This window comes from Kribbella sp. NPDC048837, assembly GCF_055586945.1.
Window position 1 is genome coordinate 1 of record NZ_JBVJHF010000014.1, and the last position, 19282, is coordinate 19282.

The following is a 19282-nucleotide window of genomic DNA, read 5'->3' on the forward strand; positions in this document are numbered from 1 at the left end:
CAGCCCGTCCAGACAACGAGCGAGAAGACGCCGCCGGTCGACCTCTTGAACGAACAAGGCTCCACGCCCGCGGTCTACACGGTCGAGTCGTAAGGCATTGGCGCGACAGAGCACGGCCCCTGGCGGACAAGACGCTGCGGCGGAATCGCGCCGGGCTGGAGCGCTACGCGCGTCCGGAGTTGCCGGTGTCAGTCTAGCGATGTGACGGCCGAGCCTGCGGAAGTTGACTTGGCTGGATCGCTCGACCAATTCCCAGCCTCGCACTTCCTGCCTGGCGGGTCTCGCCTGCGAGGTCGAGCTTCTCCGACCTGGGCGGCCGCGGCCACCGAACCCGCGACGAAGAGGCCACAAATCGCCGTACCGTCGTTGAGGCGAGGAGTACGAGATCTACTACCCCGGCGCCACTCGCATCGAGGCGCCGATGGTGCGGCCCACGGCCTTGGCGCTTGAGGATGCTGCAAGTTCGGCCTCGGGCCGCTGTTGCCTGGTCTGTTGACCTGGCAACCTCGTGCTCGTTGCTACAGGCTCCGTTCATCCCTAGCAGCGTGGGCAGCCACGTATGTTCCACCTGTAAGACTGCAGGTAGTTGCAACGACTCGTATGGCTTCGTGTCGTGGCCAGTTCGGCACTGGACGTGAGGTCTGCTGGCCGGTTCAGCCTCCGGTTGCCTGTGGCAACTGGGAGCCGTCACTGTGGAGTCGTGGACGTGACCGCGGTGCTGGAGCTCTACGGGCTGCCACCCGAGCAGTTCACCGCTGCCCGCAACGAGCTGTCCACGGCCCTCCGAGACGCCGGGGATACGGACGGTAGTGCGTTGGTGAAGATGTTGCGCAAGCCGACGCTGGCCGCCTGGTGGGCGAACCGGCTGGTCAGGATCGCGCGGGACCAAGTCGCGGAACTCACCGAGTTCGGCGACGAGCTGCGCGAGGCCCACCAGTCGGCCAACCGGGACCGCCTGAAGCGCTTGACCCCACGCCGGCACGCCATCGTGCAGCGTTTGGTCGACATCGCGAAGGCCGACGGAGCTGACACGGGCCGCCTTATGACTAGCGCCGTGGCCGAGCGGCTCGCCGTGACCCTCGACGCTGCGCTCGTTGATCCGGGCGCGGCTCAACTGCTGCGCAGCGGACGACTCACCAGCGCGCTTCGGCACGTCGGTTTTGGTGTGGTCGATGAAAACGGCGACCCAGCCGCCGTGCCTTCGCTCCCGCAGGTGGCAGCGGCACGGGCGTCGGCGGTCAAAGATCCCGCGCGCAAGCCCGCGCCGGCCAGGAAGGCCGCCGCACGCTCTGCCAGGAAGACCGCTCAACAAGATTTGCGCAGGCGGCAGCGCGCGGTACTTCAAGACCGGCTGCGCCAGGTGGACGCCGACTACCAAGAAGCCGAGCAAGCCCGTCTGGCCGCCGAGTCCGAGCTGGACGCCAACGAACACCACATCGCCGACATGCAGACGGCGATCCAACGTCTCACGGATGAACTCGAACAAGCACGACGCGAGCTCCGCACAGCACAGAGCCGGACCCATCGACTGGAACGGGCACTGACCCGTGCAGCCCGCGGCGCAACAGCAGCCAAGAGACACCGCGACGCTCAGCAGGAGCGGCTCGAGGGGTTCAACGAATGATCCGATCGGCCCGACCGGGCATGTACCCGAGTGCGGCGCTAGCTCCCAGGCACGCTTGCGAGACGGTCATCTGGGATCCGGCGAGTCTCAGCAGGCAAACCGTCGTCGCCTCGTTCAGGCTACGGTCCGCGAATCGGAACGCTGAGAACATGTCCCCCCGCACGGGACTCGCCGGTTGCTCTACTTCTCGGGTGTCTCGTCGTTGGTCGTGGGGATGCCTAGTCGTTCGGCTGACAGGGGGACGCTTTGTCTGGTTACCGTCGGGCGGAGTTGGTTGAGCCTGTCCATGGCGTCGAGTGCGCGCGAGGGATGACGAGCGGCGACGGCGCTCATGAGGGCCTGGGCCACGAGGAGCGGGATGCAGGCGTCGGAGGCGCTGGTTAGTGATGTCGGAGAGGTCGTCACGACGAAGTCGGCCTCGCTGCGAACGGGCATGCCGATCGCCTCGGTGATCAGCACGACTGATGCGCCGGCCGCCTTCGCGGTGCGCACTGTCGCCGCCACTTCGTCGAACTGGCGGACAGGAGCGAACACGATCACTGCTGTGCCGGCCCGTAGCTGGGCAAGGTCGTCGGCGAGCAGTACGCCGGTGACGCGGGACGAACGGGCGTCTACTCCGATGCGGGCGAGGATGAAGGCGAGGTAGTCAGCGATGTAGCCGGTCGGGGCAAGTCCGTAGCAGAACACCCGGTCCGCTTCGGCGACTGCAGTCACCAGGCCGTCCCAGTCGATCTCGTCCATCTGGTGCTCGAACTGCTCGACGGCGCGGGCCGTGTCGTTGACGACCTGTCGCAGGTGACTGCCGTCCGCAGTGCTGTACATCCGGCGCTGCAGGATCGCGCCGGGGTTCGCGCGCTGGTTGACGAGGTCGAGCGCCGCCTGGCGGGCTGCCTTCATGCCGCTGTAGCCGAGTGCCTTCGCGGTGCGGATGACGCTGGCGTCACTGGTGCCGATCGCCGCGGCGATCTCCTGGACGGGCAGGCCGGCGACCCGGTCGGGGTGCAACGCGAAGAACGTCGCAACCTTGCCGAGGACGTCGGGCAACTCAGGCCCGATGCGGGTGGCGCGTCCGTACAGCGAGTCGTCGACCACCGGCTCGGCGTCCATCGGTCCTCCCGTTCTGAGCGGCGTTTGGCGTGGGACATGGTACGGCGACCGCGCCGATGCGACCGGGTCCGAAGTTGGGTCTTCACGTACCGCTCGATGACTGTTAATCTACACCGAAATCGGGGATGTAGAAAAAACGACAGGAGAAATGGTGTCGACCGTCAGCAGGCCTCGATCACGATCGCCCTCAGTCCTCGGCGTCGAGCTTGCCTCCGACGATCTCGGCCCGGAGCGCGTTCAGGCGTTGCATCGAGCTGACGGCACTCGGCTGGTCCTGCGCCGCGACGGAGAGGTCGAGCGCGCGGGCGACGACCATTCCCGTCAGGACGCCGTCGCTGGTGCCGGTGGTGGTGGGAGGTGTGGCCAGGACGATGTCGACGCGATCGCGGAGTGCCACACCGAGGGTTTCGGTGACCAGGATGGTGGTCGCGCCGGCCTTGGCAGCGTTGTCGAGAACCACATCGATCTCACGGAAGCGACGCATAGTGGCGAAAACGACGACAACGTCGTTGCCGCCGAGGTCGAGTAGATGGTCTGCGAGTGCGAACCCTGCGGCCCTGATGCTTGAGCTGCGCACACCCGCGCGGCTGAGGCAGATGCTGAGGTAGTCGGCGATGCAACCGCTGGGGCCGATGCCGTAGGTGATGACCCGCGCTGCGCCCGACATGGCTGTGACCGCACGGTCCCAGCTGTCTTCATCCAGTTCGGCGTCGAACTGCGTCAGTACGTCGGCGGTATCCCTGAGGACCCTCTTCGCGCCGGAGGTCGAACTGTTGATCCGGCCGAGTTGGTCGTCGAGCACCTTGGATGGGTCCCGATGGCGGCCGGACGCGGCCAAGGCTGATCGCCGCAACTCGCGGAAGTTCGAGTAGCCGAGCTTCTTCGCCGTACGCACGACGGTGGCGTCGCTCGTCGAGGTGTAGGTCCCCAGTTCGACTGTCGAGGACACGGCCACCAAGGCCGGATTGCCGGCGATGAACGCCGCGACCTGGGCCTCGCTGGGAGTCAAGGTCGCGGAGACCTCTGAGATGCGCTCGTGGAGCGGAGTGCTGGCGTTCAAGTCGAGTTACCCCTTGTCATCGCTCTGAAGAATACACTACGGTCGCTGCCCATCCGAAGGAAACACTTCAGCAGTCGCCGCTCGGCTGTGAGGGTAGACGGAGGAAGGACGCACGTGGAAGAAACGGATTTCGTCGTCGTGGGTGGCGGCGTGTACGGCGCCGCACTCGCATACGAGCTCGTGGTCAGAGGATCGTCGGTCACGCTGCTCGAGGCCGGCCGACTCGCCACCCGGGCGTCCGGCGGGCCCGGCAAGCGGGGAGTACGCGCCAACGGACGGAACTCCCGCGAACTCTCGTTGGCGCGTGAGGCTCTGACGAGGTGGCCCGGTCTGTCGGCCGAGCTGGGATCCGAGACCGGGTTCGAGCAGATCGGCGGGCTGATGCTCGTGGGGTCGATGCCGAGCGTCGGCGAGATCGGGCTGGCGCGGGCCGACGCCCATCGGCAGCTGCAACTCGCGCATGGCATCGCCACCGAGTTGCTCGACCGGGCAGAGCTGGAGGAACTGGAACCCGGCGTCGGTGGGGCGCAGATCGCTGCTCTGTACAACCCGGACGAAGGGATCGCCGACCAGCGCGCCACGGCTCGCGCGTACGCCGCCGCCGCCGAGAAGCGCGGTGCGTCGATCCGGGAATCGAGTCCGGTCCACGACCTCAGCACGAGTCCGCGGCCGTATGTACGTCTGCGGGACGGCTCGACCATCGAGGCCGGCCGGGCGATCGTGCTCACCGCCAACTATGGAACGAATGCGCTCCTCGAGCGGTCCCAACAGCCGCAACTTCCGCTGTGGACGATGGTGCCCCAGGTACTCATGCTTCGGGCCAAAGACGACTACCGACCACGTCACCTGGCCGCTCACCTGCAGGAGACTCTCTCGGTCAAGCCGCTGGCCGATGGCATCACGATGATCTCCGGTGGCCTGCGCGGCAAGTGGAACGCGGCCACCGCCACTGGTGAAGCGGTCGACGCAATGATCAACGAGAGCCTCTGCATCGCTTCGTCGGTCTTTCCGCCTCTGCAGGACGGCGAGCTCGTGGCGGCGGACGCGAGCGTTCCCGAAACCTACACACCGGACGGCCTGCCGTACGTCGACTTCCTCGACGACAAGGGGTTGTTCGTCGCCGCCGGATGGCATGGCCACGGCTTCGCCATCGCTCCGTCGGTAGCGCAGCACGTCGCGGAGTGGCTCACCACTGGCCGGAAGCCGGAAGTACTTGCTCCGTTCACGATCCGAAGGAGTAGGGCCTGATGCACACAGAAGACCAACGAAAGGTGCCATCCCGGATGACAAGTTCTGGCCTCGACTCGGTCACCGTCGACATCATCGGCCACAACTTGGTGGCCATCGCCGAGGAGATGGGGGTCGCCATGATCCGGGCGGCTTACTCTCCGAACATCAAGGAGCGGCGTGACTGCACCACCGCCCTGCTCGACACCTTGGGGCATTCGATCGCCCAGGCCGAGCACATCCCGATCCACATGGGATCGATGATCGGCTTCATCCCGGGGGTGGTCGCCCAGTACGGCGACGACATCCACCCGGGCGACATCTTCATCTCCAACGACCCCTACCTCGGAGGCAGCACCCACTTGCCCGACGTGACTGTGGTGGCGCCGCTGCCTGTCGACGGTGAGCTCGTGGGGTTTGCCGCCGCCGTCGCTCACCATGCGGAGTTCGGTGGCTCCCAGGGACGTGCTCACGACATCTATTCCGAAGGCCTGCGGTTGCCGATCCTCAGGATCGTCGACCGCGGCACCCTGGACGACGGTCTGGTCCGCCTCATCCAGCTGAACACGCGAGTACCCGACGAGCGTCTCGGCGACATCCGCAGCCAGTTCGCGGCGGTGTCGTTGGGAGTACGGCGCTACTCCGGCCTGCTCGAGCGGTATGGCGCTGACGTCGTACTAGAGGCCACGAGCAGCTGGCTGGACAAGGCGGAGACGCAGGCGCGTGCGGCGCTGCGCGAGTTACCCCGTGGAAGGGTCGAGTTCGAGGATCGGATGGACTCGGACGGCGCCGGGACCGAGAACATCCCGATCCGGGTGGCCATCGATATCGGTGCCGAAGGCATCCATTTCGACTTCACCGGCACCGGTGCGCAGGTGGCCGGTCAGATCAATACGGCGCGGGCGGCTGTGGAAGCCTCGGTGTACTACACCGTCAAGACCATCCTGGATCCCACACTGCCGGCGAACGCTGGCTTCTATCGCATCGTCGATATCACCATTCCGCACGGATCCATCCTGGATTCGGCCGAACCGGCGCCGGTCATGCAGCGTTCGGACGTCTGCCAGCGTGCGGTGGACGCCATGCTCGGGGCCTTCAGCCGGATCATGCCCGAACGAATCCCCGCTGCCTCGAACGGTTCGATCTCCGCCGTGACCTTCAACGGGTACGACGCCCTCCGGCAACGACCGTTCGCCTACACCGAGGTCATCGCCGGTGGAGCCGGCGCACTGCCCACCGCGAACGGTCAGGACGCGGTCCAGACACACGTGACGAACACGGCCAACACCCCGATCGAATCGGTGGAGCAGAACTTCCCGCTGCGCGTCACGAAGTACGCACTCCGGGACGGATCCGGCGGCGCTGGACAGCACCGCGGAGGTGTCGGCATCATCCGCGAGCTGGAAACCCTGGGCGACGGCATCCGGTTGACGGTCAAGGGCGACCGGGTGACCACCGGGCCGTGGGGACTGCAAGGAGGCGGCGTCGGCTGGCCTCTCGCGTTCGTGCTCGACCCCGAGTCGGATCACCCAAGGGTGTTCACCCGATCCGACAACGGCATGGTGCTGGACGCGGTAACGACCGTGCGGGCCATGACAGCCGGCGGCGGGGGCTTCGGCAGCCCGCAGGTGGCGGACGCCGGCGGCGTTCCCGCAGCCGACGAGCGAAAGGGAGAAGACGTACTGTGAGAATCGGAATCGACATCGGCGGCACTTTCACCGACGTGTTCGCCATCGCGGACGGTCAGACGTTCATAGCCAAGGTTCCTAGCTCCTATCCGGACCCTTCCGCCGTCATCTCGGCCGCCGTGCAGGCGGTCTTGAGCAAGGCGGGTACGGCGGGTACTGACGTCGCCGCGCTGATCCACGGGACCACGGTGGCGACCAACGCCGTGATCGAGCGGGACCTGGGTGTCGTGGGTCTGATCACGACCGCCGGGTTCGGCGATGTGCTGGCGATCGGGCGGCAGACCCGGAACAGCCTGTACGAGCTCGACTTCACCCCGCGCTGGGTGCCGGTCCCACGAGAGCTCCGCGCGGAAGTCAACGAACGCACGGACTTCACCGGACAGATTCTGACCGCCCCGGATCGGGATGAGGTTCTGGCCGCCGCCGAAGTCCTGCTGTCCGGGGGAGCGACCGCGATCTGTGTCGGTTTTCTGCACTCGTATGTGAATGACACCAACGAGCGTGAGGCGGCTGCCTGGATCGAGCGGGCCTTTCCCGATGTCGGCGTGTGGACGTCGGCGTCGTCCGTACCCGAGTTCCGTGAGTACGAGCGATTCTCCACCGCGGTCATGGATGCCGCGCTGGGCCGGACGATGACGACGTACCTGCGACGGTTCACCGATCAGTCGCGGACGGCGGGCGTCGTACCGGAGCCGTACCTCATGGAGTCGTCCGGCGGTGTGGTGCGGATGTCCGAAGCCGCGCTGCGCCCGACCCGGACTCTCCTTTCGGGTCCGGCCGGCGGAGTGCTCGGCGCGATCAACCTCGCGAAGCAGCATGATCGCGCGGATCTCCTGACCTTCGACATGGGCGGCACGAGCGCGGACATAGGCGTGATCCGCGAGGGTGCGCCGGATGTCGTCGGCATTCGGCACTTCGAGGATCTGCCGGTCCTCGGAACAACGGTCGCGCTGGAAGCCATCGGCGCGGGCGGCGGCAGCATCGCCTGGATCGATCGGGGCGGTCGTTTGCAGGTTGGCCCACGCAGCGCCGGATCGGTACCCGGGCCGGCCTCCTACAACAAGGGTGGCACTGAGGCCACGGTCACCGATGCGCACGTGGTCCTCGGCACGCTGCCGCAGGCCGCGCGGCTCGGCAACTCCATGCAGGTCGATCGTGACCTGGCGGTCGAAGCGGTCGAGCGTTCGGTCGCGAAGCCGCTCGGACTCGACGTCATCAGGGCCGCGCACGCGATCCTCGACATGGTCAACACCAACATGGCACTGGCGGCGAGGCGTGCAACCGTTGCCCGTGGCATCGACCCGCGGACGCTCACACTCGTCGCGTACGGCGGGGCCGGACCACTGCATGCCACCTCGCTGGCCGGCGAGCTGGGCATCAACGAAGTGGTCATCCCGCCGCATCCCGGAATGCTGAGCGCCCTGGGGCTGCTCGTGTCCGACCTGCGGAAAGAGTTCGTGCGGTCGGCCGTGATGCAACTGAGCGCGGCGAACATCGATCAGTTGTCCGACGACGTCAAGCTCCTGATGACCGACGCGCTGGCCTGGCGAGAGGAACAGGGCGAACGCGGCACCTGGGCTGCCAACATCGAGGGCGAGCTCAGGTACCGGGGCCAGGAGCACGCTCTCCGCACCCGCCTGCCGGATCTCCCGTGGGACGCGCACACCGTCGACGTAGTCAAGGAGAGCTTCGACGAGTTGCACGAGCAGCTCAACGGCTACCGCGTCACCGACGAAGACATCGAGTTGGTCAGCCTGCGCGTCATTTGCGCGATCGATGTCGGTGGCTCCGAGTTGCAGTTGCAGTACGCGACCGGGTCGGGTGTGGAACTCGCCGCACCGGACACGCCGGTGTGGTGGACCCCCGATGCTGCCGTCCCGACGCCGGTGATCTCAGCACCTGACCTTCACCACGAGGAATGGATCGAGGGCCCCGCAGTCCTCGTGCAGGAGGACGCCACCTGTGCGGTGGCTCCGGGCTATCGCTTTCGCACGCTGTCCAAGACCGGCGGGATCGCGATCCAGCGAATCCCGTAGCTGGTCGAACTCCCGGCATCGACACGGAACAGAGGAACTACGATGCGCTTCACCCGCACTCTCATCGCCGTGATCATCAGCAGTGGACTTGCTCTCTCCGCGTGTGCGCCGGAGCAGAGTACGAAGCAGTCCGCGAGCTCCTTCCCTGACAAGCCCATCGAACTGGTTGTGCCGTTCTCTCCGGGCGGATCCACTGACCTGACCGCCCGGGTCATGGCCGATGCCCTGTCGAAGGAACTGGGTGTTCCGGTCAACGTGGTCAACAAACCCGGAGCCGAGCAGATCACGGGCGTCGACTACGTCCGCAAGGCCCGGCCGGACGGCACCACATTGCTGGCCGACGGCGCGGCCTCGAGCTCGATCCAGTCGCTGAGCCACAACCTCCCGTTCGCCTGGGACGACCGCACCTTCATCGGCCGCCTCACCTCCGGTGCGCACGTGTATACGGTCGCCGCCAAGTCGCCGTACAAGAACCTGGACGACCTCATCGCCGGGCTGAAGCAGGGTACGAAGAGGTTCCGCACGAGCTGGTCGGGTGGATCGAGCACCAGCGACCTGGCCATGCTGGACCTGCTCCAGGAGGCGGGCGTCGAACTCCCGGATCTCAGCGGGGTTCCGTTCAAGAGCTCCGGCGAAATCATGCAAGCCGTTGCCGCAGGCAATCTGGACTTCGGCGTGGGGGGCGCGTCCTCGGCCTTCGCATTCGCGTCCAGTGGGGACGTTCGCGTACTCGCGCAAACCGGTACCGAACCCATCAGCCAGCTCCCGAAAGTGCCCACAACCAAGGAACTCGGCCATCCCGGCCTCGACCTGACCTACTGGGTCGGACTGTCCGGGCCGCCTGGACTCTCGGACGCCACTCGCAAGCGTCTGGAAGACGCTCTGACGAACTGCGCCAAGGACCCCGCCGTGCGCAAGAAACTGGAGAACGCCGGCGTGTCCGTCTCTCCGCTGATGGGTGACGAGTTCAAGTCGTACGTCAGCTCCGAGGTCAGCCGGTTCACCGAACTGCGCAAGCTGGGTGTCGGGCAATGAGTGCTCCAGTGGCCACATTGAGAAGCGCCGCGCTGGCGACCGGCGGCCGCATCCGAGGACCGTGGGGACTCCCGATCCTCTTCGCGTCCTTGGCCGCGGTCGGTGTCGCGGAGTCATTGCGGCTCATCCTCGGGGGAGAGACCTCGGAGGCGCGGGCCGGCGGCTGGTACCTGTTGCTCGTCTCGGCGCTCATCGCCGTTGGCGCGCTAGCCCGACCGGATCGGGCGGCGTCTCCCGTGGTCGCCGGAACGGATCCGGAGCCGTCGGCCGGCGGCGATCCGGAGCGGAGGAGCCGCACCCGCGAGGCAGTCATCTTCTTCATCGCGACAGCCGTGTTCGCCTGGGCCCTCCCGTGGGTCGGCTTCGCCGTTGCGAACGGACTCTTCGTCGTCGCCTACCTCATCTGGATCGACCATCGGCGCTGGTGGCATGCAGTCCTGATCGCCGCGGTCGTGGACGCGTTCCTTGTCATCGGCTTGAAACTCATCGATGTCGTGCTGCCGAGCGGCGTCCTCGGAATCGGGATCTGATGGGAGGCGTCCGATGTCACTGACCGACCTGGCGGGCGGCTTCTCCACCGTGCTGAGCCCGACCGTCCTGCTGCTGGCACTCCTCGGCTGTCTGGCCGGGACACTGATCGGCGTACTGCCCGGCCTCGGCCCGGTGACCGCCGTCGCCGTCCTCTTCCCGCTCACCACCTATCTGGATCCGGCCACGGGCATCATCGTGCTGGCGGCCATCTACTACGGCGGCATGTACGGCGGATCGACGACTGCGATCCTGTTGAACATCCCCGGCGAGACCGCCTCGGTCCCGACCGCGATCGAGGGCAACCTGATGACTCGACGCGGCCGTGCGGGCGCCGCGCTGGCCATGGCTGCGATCACGTCGTTCGTCGCCGGCATAGCGGGCACGGTCGGAGTGTGGCTGATCGGTCCGACGCTGGCAGGGTTCGCGTTACGGTTCGGTCCACCCGAGATGCTCGGCCTCCTGATCTTCAGTCTCGTGACCATCATCGGCGTCACGTCGACCTCGTTGCGCCGCAGCGTCGCCGCGTGCGGCGTGGGCATGCTGATCGGAGCGGTCGGGCTTCTGCCGGCCTCGAGCGAGACCCGACTGACCTTCGGATCGACCGAACTCCTCCAAGGCCTGGACATCGTGCCGGTGATGATGGGGATGTTCGGCTTGGCCGAGGTGCTTCGGACCATCCTGAGTCCACCGATCCGTCACCATGACGTCGCAGTCGGATCGCTCCGTCCGACGCGACAGGAGTTCACCGCCGGCATGGGCGCCGGAGTACGGGGGACAGGATCGGGATTCTTCCTCGGTCTGCTGCCCGGGATGATCCCGACGATCGCGTCCTTCCTGAGCTTCGCCTCCGAGCAGAGGCGAGCGCGCCGCCGCGGCTCGTCGCGCTTCGGCTCGGGGGCAGTCGAGGGTGTCGCGGGACCGGAAGCCGCCAACAACGCGGCCGCCATGGCCGGGTTCGTGCCGCTGCTGTGCTTGGGGATTCCCACGGGCGCGACGATGGCGCTCGTACTTGCTGCAATGCTTGTCTACGGCATCATCCCCGGCCCGTTGCTGTTCAGTCAGCACCCCGATTTCGTCGCGAGCATCATCGCGAGCTTCTTCGTCGCCAACGTCATTCTGCTGGTGCTGAACCTTCCTCTGGTCGGCCTCTGGGCGAAGGTGACCAAAGTGCCGACAGGCCTGTTGATGGCCATCGTCGCGTCGGGCTGTCTGCTCGGTGCCTATCTGTCGCAGAACAGCTTCACCGATGTCTGGGTCTGCGTCGTGTTCGGCGTCGTCGGTTGGCTGCTCACCGAATGGGGTGTCCCGCTTGCACCGCTGGTGATGGGAATGATCCTGGGGCCTTTGCTGGAGGTCGCGGCGCAGCAGTCGTTCGCGCTGTCGGCCACGTTCTACCTGCAACGGCCGATCTTCATCGCCTTCGCAGCCTTGACCGTGGTGTCGGTGCTGTTCGGGATGCGCATGCGCCGCAAGGGCATGGCCGGAGACGAAGACTGAAAGGTGAACTGATGAAGGTGATCGTCATTGGTGCGGGCGTCGTCGGAAGTGCGACGGCGTACGCATTGAGTCGAGCGGGAGCTCGGGTCACGGTGTGCGAGGCGACGTACCCAGGAGCTGGTACGTCGGGGGAGTCGTATGCGTGGGTCAATGCCAATCGCAAGGAGCCGAGAGAGTACTTCGAGCTCAACCTCGCCGGTATGCATGCGCATAGCCGTTGGCACCGGGATCTCGCGGAGAGCGCCGGTGCACTGGACCAGTGGCTCTGGCAAACGGGCCACCTCGAGTGGAGTTCAGATCCCGTCCACTCCACGCTGCTCGACGAGAAGCTCGAGCGGATGTCGGCCTGGGGCTATCCAGCGCAAGTGCTGGAGCCGCGTGACGCCTTGGCGATGGAGCCGGCCTTGCGGCTCGGACAGGGTGTGGACAGGGTGGTGTCCTATCCGCAAGAGGCCATTTGTGTTCCGGAGATGCTGATCTCGACCACGCTGCGGGCGGCGCGCGCCCTGGGGGCGGAGGTGCTCACCGGCGCAAAGGTGACCAGCATCGAACGTCAGGATGTAGCTCGGGTCCACCTCGTCGACGGGACTGTGCTCAACGCAGACGTCGTGGTGACGTGCGCAGGTCGCTGGACCGAGAAGGTGCTCGCTTCTGCCGGCGTCGACCGGGTGCCGATGGCTCCCAGCGACGCGCGAGGCCTGCCGACGATCGGTCTGCTGGCCTACACGCAGCCCCGCCCGCCGAGACTCACCCGGCTCCTGACGACATCGCGGCTCAACGTGCGGCCGCAGCCCGACGGCGGCATGGTTCTCCACGCCCTGGACCTCGACAGCCTTGCCGACCCTGCTCGCAGTGCCGGCACAGAAGGACCCTTGGCTACCGAGCTGCTGGAGCGCGTGGCGGAGGTCTTGAGTTTGGACAGCGCTGCCGAGATCGAGCGCCTCCAGATCGGACGGCGGTCCATCCCCGCAGATGGAAAGACCGTCAGCGGCTTTGTCGGCGACGGCGCGTGGATCTACACAATCGCCACCCACAGCGGGGTGACCCTCGCACCTTTGCTGGCCGACTACGCCGTACAGGAAATCGTCCACGGCAACCTCGTCAACGACCTCGCCCCGTTCCGCCCGAGCCGCTTCGACCCCCACAGCGACCAACCAGTAACACCTCGCGCCACCATCCCAGGCGACCAGTAGCCGCCAAGACACCGAACGCGGACACTTCGGGCACGGCGCGATCTTCGCGGCGGAGGCCGCGGCCATTCTCGGGTTGCCGCCAGATGCGCATTTCGCCCGCCAGTGCCTCGCTGGCCGCGTGCTCGAAGTTCTGCGTCCTGGTACTCCGGAAGCTGCAGCCGCGGCGATCAACACCTTGCGGCAGACGCTAGGGAGCTCGGCAGTTGCACGTTGTGCCTGCCATGACTGTCCACCAAGCCAAGGGGCGGGAGTGGCCGGTCGTAGGCGTCCAATTGGAGGAGTCGGACAGAGCCCGGTCGCGGGCCGACTCAGTGTGGAGCGAGCCGACGACCGAACGCTCTATGTTGCATTGACTCGCGCCATTCGGCGCGTGGTCGAATGCCGAAGACCACCGTCAACCGAGCGACTCGGGTATGGCGACCAAGATGGAGAGTCCGCCTTGATTGATGAGATCTGTGGCGAGATCCCGGATCTGGTCAAGGTACTCGTCGTCGGCCGTGGTGGGACGTGGGCTGGCGAGAACCGGGGAGTATCTCGCAACTGGCAGTCCCGTGGGGGTCCAGTTGTACTCCATGGCCGGGGGAGTGAGGAGCACCGGCTCGTGCCCGGCCCAGGCGATTCCGGACTTCAGGTCGTAGTCCGACGCGCCGTGGTGCTCCGAAGCCATGCGACAGAGCGTCATCAGGCTGACTGCGCAGAGCTCGAGGGTATCGGAGCGGATCTCGCGGCCGGCCGCGAACTCGTCATAACCGGTTCGATGTCCGCCCACCGCGGCCGCGAAGCTCACCGATCCGTCGTCATGAAGACTTGCCCAGCTCTCAGACCACGCTCCGATGTGGTCGACGAGCGGCGGGGCGATCCAGCGGCGGAGACCCGGACGCGGGTTGTAGATGTCCAGGTCGTCGAACGGCGGGCGCCATCTGCCGGTGGTGTAACGGCTGGCTCTTTGCCTGATCGGCGAAAAGAACGCACGGGCTACGTCGCGGTCCATCCGCTGCCGTGGGACCACTGGTACGCGTGGCCGTGCGACTCCCACGAACCAGGCTCGCTCAGTCGTATCTCGGGCGGTGGCTAGCTCGTCGTAGAGGCTGTCCAATGCTTCGTGGGCGTTTCTGCGCTCCTCGAATCGCGCGCGATAAGTGGCCTCGATCTGCGGCTCTTTCATCCAAACTGTGTCCGCATCGTTCCGTACCGGCGCACCGAAGTACTCATCGCGATAGACGAGATGTGGCCCGTCCACACTGGCAGGAACCTCTACGACGACGGCTCGCGTGGGTGGGTCACCCAGCCGGTCCACGGTCAGCGCGAAGACCGGCGGGCTGATCGCGGTAACCGCCGCACTGCGCAGCGCCCGTTCGTGCACCTCGGTCAGCTCGCCAACGTCGAGACGCTCGACCGCGGCCTTCTCCTTCTCTGCGACGCCGTACACGATCACTCCACCCCCGCTGTTCGCCATCGCCGCAACGTCCTTCGGGAAGTCAGAGGCCGGCAATCCCCGCGCCGGAGGCAGCGCTCGTTTCCAATCGAGATCTTCGGCCTCATGCAGTCCTGCTTTTACAGCCTCCTCGAGCATCTCGTCAGTCAGCGGGCTGGGCTGTAGACCCAGGAAGCGATGAAGCGCCGTGAACCGCATCTGGAAGACTCCTGTCTTGTCCGCGGTGGGGGACCTGTCGGTATCCTCGCAAAGGGGGTGCGGGATAGCACATGAGCGATGGCGACCGTGGATCAGCGGCGGAATGGATGTGGGCGGACAAGCATCCCAAACTCCTGCCCACGCCGTGGCTGACTCCGTACGAGTTCGAGGAGTTCGTAGAGCGTCTGCTCGCGGCGGAACGCTTTCTCGGCGGCCAGGTTCGCCATGTCGTCGATGTGGCGCGCTGGGGCACGACTGGAGACGCCCAAGATGGCGTCGATCTGGTCGGCGAGTTCAGCGACGGAACGCGAGCGGCTTGGCAATGTAAGCATCAGGAGAAACTCCCGCCGGCCGACGTACGAGAGGCCGTCGACGAAGCGACATATGCCGACGCCCGCGAGTACTTTCTGGTCTTCACGAGGATCGCGTCGTCCCGGGCGCGAGCAGAGATGAATGAGCATGCGGGTTGGACTCTGCTGGACCGCGGCCAGTTGACCAGGATGCTGCGGGAGCTGCCACCGCAGGTCCAACGCGACATCGTCCAAGAGTTCTGGGGCGAGGACGTACGGCGTCTTTTTGTGGCAGCCCCGGGTGACGCATTCGAGTCTGTGGAACGGTTCGCAACCGCCCGCAAGAATCCCGATGCTCCGATCAACGACCTCGCGCCGCTTGTGGGCCGCGAGGTCGAGTTGGACGTCCTAGGTCGAGCATTCGATCGACAAGACGCGGGATTCCGTCAGGTTATTGTCGTGTCCGGACCCGGCGGTCGGGGAAAGTCGCGGCTGGTGACGGACGCCCTGGTAGAACTCCAGGATCGGCAGCCAGGCATTCCGGTGGTGTGCTTGTCGGCCGGCCGTCGATTCGAGGCCTCGGTGATGAGCGAGCTGTGGAACGGGCCGTTGGTCGTCCTGGTCGACGATGCGCACCGGGATCCAGTGGCGTTGGCTCCGCTCCTGGCCTACGCACGCCAGCAGCCCGACGTACAGCTGGTTCTGGCCACCCGTCCCAGCGCGACCCCAGCCGTCATCGAGCAAGTGGTTCGGGCGCAGTTCACGCGTCGTGACTATCTCAAGGTAGACGTCGGTTCGCTGTCGCGGGGGCAGGCTCTACAACTCGTGCGATCCCTGGCCTCACAACTTGATCTGCCGTTCCCGCTGCTGCGCTACCTCGCGAGACAGGCGGAACACAGCCCGTTCGTGGCTGTCATAGCCCTCTATCTCATCAAACGTGGTGAACTCACCACGGCCATCGCCGTCGATGGCGGTCTGCGCGAGCTGATCCTGAACCGCTACGACGAAGTGCTCGGAACCGACGTCCAGGAGTTCGGACACAAAGTCACAGAGAGAGTGCTCGCAACCTATGCAGCACTCGGACACGTGGCAGTCGACGACACGGCATCGAAGCAGCAGATCGCAAGCTTCTGCGCGCTACCGCTGATGGACCTCGCGCGAATTGTCGACGCCTTGCTAGACCGAGGCGTCCTGGTCGAAAAAAGGGGTCAGTTGGAGGTCGTGCCTGATGTCCTAGCCGATCACGTCCTCGAGATCACTGCCGCTTACAAGGACAACGACAGTGGATTCGTGGCCGGGCTCTGGGAGACGTTCGGGGCAAGCCATCACCATCAGTTGGCATTGACACTCGGCGAGCTCGACTGGCGGCTGAGAAAACGCGGAGGACCGCCTGTTATGGGGACTGTCTGGGCTGCGATCCGCGAACGGCTGCAGTCCCCCTACTACGGTCACCTGGTCAAAGAGCTGGAGCAGCTAGGCCAGCTGGCGGCCACCCAGCCCTACCAGCTGGTCCCTGCTTTGGAGCAACTCCGCCGACGCCTGGCGAGAGAAGACGCCGAGGGCGTGATCGGCGTTGAGGACGACGACGATCAAGCTGACGAAGTGCGGCGACTCTTCGGATTGGACCCATTGGACCGCGATGACGTCCGGGCAAAGATGCCGAATCTGTACGGCCGTGCGGTGGCCAACGCACCGGAGCTACTGGAGACCGTGCTGGACGCGCTCTGGGATCTGGGGCGACGCGATCGCCATCCGGCAAACTCAGTTGGGCAGTCGAGACGCGTGCTCACGGAGGTGGCCAGTTTGGTGAAGCTGCCGGACCTCTCGTTTCCGGAACGAATCGTGCGCCGTGTCGCCGAGTGGCTCCAGGCGCCTGAGGGTCTTGATGACGTCGTCACTCCGCTCTTCGCGCTGAAGCCCCTACTGGCGAAGGAAGAGCTTGAGACCGTCCTAGCAGGGCCTCGCGAGCTTGGCTTCCAAACCCACATCTTCAGCGCATCGAGTCTGCGGCAGGTTCGCGACCAGATCCGGGATCTGCTGTTCGAGCAGGCACTATCGACCAACCTTCGGCGGGCTGGCGCTGCGCTCGACCTTCTGTGGGAGGCGCTCCACCAACCACACGGCTATTTCAGCCAGTCAGTCGGCGAGCAAGCGATCCTTCAATGGGAGGACGATGACCTCGCGACCATTGAGGTGCTCAGCCAGATCGCGAATGCAACGGACGAGGCAGCGGTACGGCGCCGCGTCCGGCACCACGTCGACTGGGCAGCAGAACACGCCACTTCTCTCAAGGTGCGCCACGAAGCACTGAAGCTGCTGGCGCACCTTGATGACGTGGGGACCATCGCCGATGACGTCGCAGACCTGGCCTGGAACGAGCACTTCGGGCCCGCCGTCGTCAAGCAGCGCAATGTACCGGGTGTTGCGGAGCTTGAGGCAGAGCGAGCACGTGAGTCCGCACGTCTGTCCCAGAAGACCGAGGAGGAGCGAAAGGCCGATCGAGAAGCGCGAATCCATCGGAAGGTCGAGATCCAGTTGGCACGGCAGCCCGAGGAGCTTGTGAATCTCGCCCTCGGGCTGGTTAACATCGGTGACCTTCCCCGAATGCTGGACCTGCTTGACTCGACGGCCCGCGCTGTCGAAGGACTCAGACCAGGCAAGCAGGTGGTTTTCGGGGGATTGTGGCGCAGGATCGCAGCGCTGTCTGCTGAAAGCCTCGAGCGCATGGTTCACCACGTCAGCCGACAGCCTCCCGGTCCACTCGATCACGAGCTCCATGTACTGATCGATGCCTGGCTCGAGACGGAACGAGAGGTAGCAGCAGCCTGGCTGCGGCGCGAAGTCCTCACTGCCCGTCAGGGGGTCAAGCTGGCGATCGCCGCGGGTTTCCGTGGAGGGCGATGGCACAACCTGGGCGCCCCGCTCACACAGATCTGGAACACGGGTGCAACCGACGCAGATCCTGACGTCCGCCAAGCATTTCTCGCGTCAGCCGGCGGCTATCTCGCGGCAGAGCCCATTCCTGCCGCCGCATTCCTGCTAGATCAAGGCATCCAGGAGTTCGCGGCGACCCGGGCGCTGGAAGATGCCTGCAACTACGATGGGCGAACCTTCGGGGCGTCGCTCGGAGCCGACAAGGCGAGTGCTGTATTGATGGTCGTCGAGCGAGCAGATCGAGCGTCGTACGTCGTCGAAGAGATCGTCGGCGGAGTTTCGGACAACTATCCTCAGCTTGTGTTGTCGTTCCTCAGTAAACGAGAGGACGGCTTTCGCAACGCATCCATAACGCTCGATGGCGAGCTGGATGGGCATGCCCTCGCGGCATGGATCAACAGCAACCTAGAGACTCCGCGCGCCGCCATGGCCGTAGCGACGGCCGTTAACCATCAGCTGAGTGCCGACCAAGCGGACGCCCTGACAGAGGCCGTAACCGAGCTTGATGCTGAGACGATTGAGCTTTTCGTCAAGGTGTTGGCCAGTTTGGACACCTGGGCCATCGAGCATGTCACGCTCGCCGAGACATTGATCCGCCGTGCCGACGAGACCTCCAGGTCCGATGAGATTCGAGCGATGGTCAGGGACGCGATGGCTCCCAGCCATTGGGGTGGGAGCGGCGGCGTCAGCGAGACGCTCACGACCGCCGCTGCCCGGGCCAGGCGCGCGGCCGAGCAGACTCTCGACGAGGACCTGAAAGCTGACTATCTGGAAGCCCTCGGCCTGATTCAGAGCCTCATCGATACGGAGCGAAGGGAAGACGAGGAAGACGACGCTGACTGGGAATAGTCATCGGTGCGCCGATGACTCCTTCGCGCCGAGGACGTTCGCGAACCAGTCGAGCTGGGCGAGCTGCTGGTAGGTCTGGCCGCCCTCGTGCTGGTTGTAGCTGTAGACCTCGATGTCCTTCGCCGCGCTGCCGTAGTGGTTGTAGGCGGCGAACACCGTCGACGGCGGGCAGGTCGCGTCCATCAGGGCGACCGAGAACAGCGCCGGCGCTGTGGCCAGTCGGCCGAGGTTCACGCCGTCGAAGTAGCTCAGTGTGCGCAGTGCGGCGTCGACGTCCTGGCGGTACCCCTTCAGGTACCGCGTGATCTCGGCGTACGGCTCCTTGTTGGTGATCTCCAGCGCACGCTGGGAGTGACACAGGAACGGTACGTCGGGGGCGCAGCCGAGCAACTCGATCCCGGCCAGGCCGGCCAGACCGGCGGCCGCGATCGCGATCCCGCCACCCTGGCTGCCGCCGGTGACGATGATCTTGTCCGGGTCGACCAGTGGATCCTCATGGTCCGGCCGAACCCCGGAGCGGCCTGCGGCTAGTCGGGCGATCCGACATCAGGTTGCTCAACTTGTTTGGCGAGTTGGGG

Annotated in this window: 13 protein-coding genes; 9 read left to right on the forward strand and 4 right to left on the reverse strand. The window is 65.8% G+C overall.

All coding sequences use genetic code 11. The annotated features are described in order from the left end of the window. The first annotated feature begins 700 nt into the window (after nt 1-700). Nucleotides 701-1624, forward strand: a complete 924-nt coding sequence (locus tag ACZ6O0_RS41525) for a hypothetical protein (protein ID WP_465770595.1) — start codon at nt 701-703, stop codon at nt 1622-1624. 180 nt (nt 1625-1804) lie between these two features. On the opposite strand, the gene ACZ6O0_RS41530 is transcribed toward ACZ6O0_RS41525, so the two are convergent. Both ACZ6O0_RS41530 and ACZ6O0_RS41535 read right to left on the reverse strand, forming a co-directional pair. Beyond that, nucleotides 1805-2731, reverse strand: coding sequence for a MurR/RpiR family transcriptional regulator (locus tag ACZ6O0_RS41530; protein WP_465770596.1), 927 nt, complete (start codon nt 2729-2731; stop codon nt 1805-1807). A gap of 187 nt (nt 2732-2918) precedes the next feature. Next, complete coding sequence (locus ACZ6O0_RS41535) at nt 2919-3791, reverse strand: MurR/RpiR family transcriptional regulator (protein ID WP_465770597.1); 873 nt, start codon at nt 3789-3791, stop codon at nt 2919-2921. 114 nt (nt 3792-3905) lie between these two features. Between ACZ6O0_RS41535 and ACZ6O0_RS41540 the strand changes: the two genes are divergently transcribed. From ACZ6O0_RS41540 to ACZ6O0_RS41570, 7 genes are read left to right on the forward strand one after another with little or no spacing between them, the layout of a single operon-like run. Then, nucleotides 3906-5039 (forward strand): NAD(P)/FAD-dependent oxidoreductase, encoded by a 1134-nt coding sequence (locus ACZ6O0_RS41540; protein WP_465770598.1) that lies wholly within the window; start codon nt 3906-3908, stop codon nt 5037-5039. A gap of 35 nt (nt 5040-5074) precedes the next feature. Beyond that, nucleotides 5075-6706 (forward strand): hydantoinase B/oxoprolinase family protein, encoded by a 1632-nt coding sequence (locus tag ACZ6O0_RS41545; protein WP_465770599.1) that lies wholly within the window; start codon nt 5075-5077, stop codon nt 6704-6706. Then, nucleotides 6703-8742, forward strand: coding sequence for a hydantoinase/oxoprolinase family protein (locus tag ACZ6O0_RS41550; protein ID WP_465770600.1), 2040 nt, complete (start codon nt 6703-6705; stop codon nt 8740-8742). Before ACZ6O0_RS41545 ends, ACZ6O0_RS41550 begins: the two co-directional genes overlap by 4 nt. Nucleotides 8743-8784: 42 nt before the next feature. Beyond that, nucleotides 8785-9777 carry a Bug family tripartite tricarboxylate transporter substrate binding protein gene (locus tag ACZ6O0_RS41555; RefSeq protein WP_465770601.1) on the forward strand — a complete coding sequence of 331 codons (993 nt, stop codon included), beginning with the start codon at nt 8785-8787 and terminating at the stop codon, nt 9775-9777. An 8-nt stretch (nt 9778-9785) separates the two neighbouring features. Continuing rightward, nucleotides 9786-10307 carry a tripartite tricarboxylate transporter TctB family protein gene (locus tag ACZ6O0_RS41560; protein ID WP_465770602.1) on the forward strand — a complete coding sequence of 174 codons (522 nt, stop codon included), beginning with the start codon at nt 9786-9788 and terminating at the stop codon, nt 10305-10307. A 13-nt stretch (nt 10308-10320) separates the two neighbouring features. Beyond that, nucleotides 10321-11805, forward strand: a complete 1485-nt coding sequence (locus ACZ6O0_RS41565; RefSeq protein WP_465770603.1) for a tripartite tricarboxylate transporter permease — start codon at nt 10321-10323, stop codon at nt 11803-11805. An 11-nt stretch (nt 11806-11816) separates the two neighbouring features. Next, a complete protein-coding gene (locus ACZ6O0_RS41570) occupies nt 11817-12998 on the forward strand; it encodes an NAD(P)/FAD-dependent oxidoreductase (protein ID WP_465770604.1) in 1182 nt (393 codons plus the stop codon). A gap of 394 nt (nt 12999-13392) precedes the next feature. Here the strand turns inward: ACZ6O0_RS41570 and ACZ6O0_RS41575 are convergent, their stop codons facing one another. Continuing rightward, on the reverse strand, nt 13393-14631 hold the full coding sequence (locus ACZ6O0_RS41575) for an AlbA family DNA-binding domain-containing protein (protein WP_465770605.1): 1239 nt from the start codon (nt 14629-14631) through the stop codon (nt 13393-13395). A 71-nt stretch (nt 14632-14702) separates the two neighbouring features. On the opposite strand from ACZ6O0_RS41575, the gene ACZ6O0_RS41580 reads away from it, so the two are divergent. Next, nucleotides 14703-18704 (forward strand): restriction endonuclease, encoded by a 4002-nt coding sequence (locus tag ACZ6O0_RS41580; protein ID WP_465770606.1) that lies wholly within the window; start codon nt 14703-14705, stop codon nt 18702-18704. Here the strand turns inward: ACZ6O0_RS41580 and ACZ6O0_RS41585 are convergent, their stop codons facing one another. Then, on the reverse strand, nt 18705-19244 hold the full coding sequence (locus ACZ6O0_RS41585) for an acetylxylan esterase (RefSeq protein ID WP_465770683.1): 540 nt from the start codon (nt 19242-19244) through the stop codon (nt 18705-18707). Nucleotides 19245-19282 lie beyond the last annotated feature (38 nt).